This window comes from Polynucleobacter sp. 39-46-10, assembly GCF_002282275.1.
Window position 1 is genome coordinate 1 of record NZ_NCJB01000284.1, and the last position, 3,001, is coordinate 3,001.

The following is a 3,001-nucleotide window of genomic DNA, read 5'->3' on the forward strand; positions in this document are numbered from 1 at the left end:
ATATCAAAGCCACCAGCTTCGTCCACTTGCTTAAACATGCCAGCGGTTGCCTGGCCATCTTTGCCCATCAGATCAAATACAAAGCGCTCAAAGTTACTCGCTTTAGAAATATCCATAGATGGGCTTGAGGTATGCAAAGTCTCAGCAGACTTACGCGCACGATACACGCCAGTGCGGAAGAACTCATCGAGAACATCATTCTCATTAGTAGCAGCGATCAAATGGGCGATTGGCAAGCCCATCATGCGGGCAATGTGGCCAGCGCAGATATTGCCAAAGTTACCAGACGGCACAGTGAAAGAGACTTTTTCGGAGCTTGATTTTGTAGCAAGTAAATAGCCTTGGAAGTAGTAAACAACCTGAGCAACTACTCGACCCCAGTTAATGGAGTTCACAGTACCAATTTGGTGGCTTGCCTTATAGCTGTGATCATTACTCACTGCCTTCACAATATCTTGGCAATCATCGAAAACACCGGCAACCGCCAAGTTAAAAATATTTGGATCTTGCAAGGAATACATTTGTGCGGATTGGAAAGCACTCATCTTTCCGCGTGGTGAAAGCATAAATACTTTAACACCCTCTTTGCCGCGCATAGCGTATTCAGCCGCACTGCCGGTATCACCAGACGTCGCACCCAAAATATTGAGCTTCTGACCTTTTTTCTTTAGCGCGTATTCAAAGAGATTGCCGAGCAACTGCATCGCCATATCTTTAAATGCCAGCGTAGGTCCGTTAGATAAACTCAACAAACCAATACGTGTGCCCTGCTCTTCACCCAACCAATGTAATGGCGTGATGTCTTTAGCATTATCTTCAGTCCGTCCATTGCAATAGACCTGCTCTGTATAGGTCTTACGTAATAAAGCTCGTAAATCAGCCTCGGGAATGTCATCACAATACAAACTCAAGACTTCATAAGCGAGATCAGCATATGACAATCCACGCCAAGAATCGAGCTGCTCTTTAGTGACTTGTGGATACTCAGTCGGCAGATACAAACCACCATCCGGCGCCAATCCACCAAGGAGGATTTCTAGAAAAGATTGTTGCGGGCTATTGCCACGAGTAGATTGGTAACGCATGTATTTATATTAGGACAGATTTTCTAAGCGGATCTTCACTACTTCGCCAGCAACAGTTTTTAGATTCTGGATTTCAGCAATCGCTGCTAGCATGTGCTTTTCTTTGGTTTCGTGAGTCAAAGCTACCAAATCAGTTTGGCTTTCACCCTCGTCCGCTTCTTTTTGCAAGAGCGCATCAATCGAGATGCCGTGAGCTGCCAAAATTTTTGTGATGTCAGCTAAAACGCCGGCCTGATCTGCTACACGCAAGCGTAAATAGTAGCTGGTGGTGATTTCACCCATAGGCAATACAGTAATGTCGCGCACTGCATCTGGTTGGAAAGCAAGGTATGGGACACGATTCTCAGGGCTCGCACCTAATAATCGTGTGATATCTACTAAGTCGGCAATCACAGCGGAAGCAGTTGGCTCTGAACCCGCACCTTTACCGTAGTAAAGCGTAGTACCAACGGCATCGCCGAATACCTGAACGGCATTCATAGCACCTTCTACGTTAGCAATTAAACGCTTCGTTGGAATCAAAGTTGGGTGCACACGTAATTCGACACCGCTAGATGTCTTCTTGGCGATACCAAGCAACTTGATGCGATAGCCCAACTGCTCAGCGTATTTAATATCGATGGCATCCAGCTTGGTAATACCCTCAACGTGCGCTTTTTCAAATTGCATTGGAATACCAAATGCAATGGCACTCATGATGGTTGCCTTATGTGCAGCGTCTACACCTTCAATATCAAATGTCGGATCCGCTTCTGCGTAGCCTAGACGCTGCGCCTCTTTTAAGACGGTTGCAAAGTCTAAACCTTTGTCACGCATCTCAGAAAGAATGAAATTGGTTGTGCCATTGATGATGCCAGCGATCCATTCGATACGGTTTGCAGTCAAACCTTCGCGCAAGGCCTTGATAATTGGAATACCACCCGCTACAGCCGCCTCAAATGCAACCATCACACCTTTTTCATGGGCAGCCTGAAAAATTTCATTGCCATGAACGGCGATCAAGGCCTTGTTAGCCGTCACTACATGCTTGCCAGCTGCGATTGCCTCTAGCACCAAATCTTTAGCAATACCGTAACCACCAATCAACTCAACAACGATATCAATCTCAGGATTATTAATGACTGCACGAGCATCACTCACTACTTGAGCGCGATCTTTTACTAATTCTTTAGCACGCTCTACATTGAGATCGGCAACTGTATTAATACGAATGCCACGGCCAGCGCGACGGGTAATTTCATCTTGGTTACGCTCGAGAACAGTAAATACTCCACCACCCACAGTGCCAATACCTAATAGACCAACTTGAATCGGTTTCATGATGCCTTTGTTGCTGTTGAATTAGCCGCTTTGCGACTATGTTTTTGACGATAACGCTCAAGAAAACGTGCAAGGCGACCAATCGCCTCATTAAGCACATCTTCATGAGGTAAGAACACTAAACGGAAATGATCTGGCTTGCCCCAGTTAAAACCAGAGCCTTGTACTAACAACACTTTTTCTTCTTTCAAAAGATCGGCAACAAATTGCTGATCATCCTCGATTGGATACATCTCAGGATCAAGCTTTGGAAATAAGTACAAAGCAGACTTTGGTTTCACGCATGTCACGCCTGGGATCTCAGTAATGAGCTTCCAAGCAAGCTCACGCTGCTTTGCTAAGCGACCACCCTCATTAACCAAATCATTGATACTTTGATAACCACCCAATGCCGTTTGAATTGCGTACTGGCCCGGTACGTTGGCACACAATCGCATTGAGGACAACATATTGAGACCCTCGATGTAATCGCGGATCATCTCTTTGTCACCAGAAACTATCATCCAGCCAGCGCGGTAGCCGCAAGAGCGGTAGTTCTTAGATAAACCATTGAAGGTAATGGTGACCACATCAGTAGATAAAGATGCCAAGGAGAT

Annotated in this window: 3 protein-coding genes; all 3 read right to left on the reverse strand. The window is 45.7% G+C overall.

Going from position 1 to position 3,001, the window contains the following annotated elements; all coding sequences use genetic code 11:
* Positions 1-1,085 (reverse strand): threonine synthase (thrC, locus tag B7X71_RS14415; RefSeq protein WP_293601133.1); only part of this gene is annotated, 1,085 nt, incomplete at its 3' end.
* 9 nt (positions 1,086-1,094) lie between these two features.
* The gene (locus tag B7X71_RS14420; RefSeq protein ID WP_215301440.1) at positions 1,095-2,405 is read right to left on the reverse strand and encodes a homoserine dehydrogenase; all 1,311 of its coding nucleotides are present in this window, start codon (positions 2,403-2,405) and stop codon (positions 1,095-1,097) included.
* Positions 2,402-3,001, reverse strand: a 600-nt coding sequence (locus tag B7X71_RS14425; RefSeq protein ID WP_293601135.1) for an aminotransferase class I/II-fold pyridoxal phosphate-dependent enzyme, incomplete at its 5' end; no start/stop codon positions are given. The genes B7X71_RS14425 and B7X71_RS14420, both read right to left, overlap by 4 nt.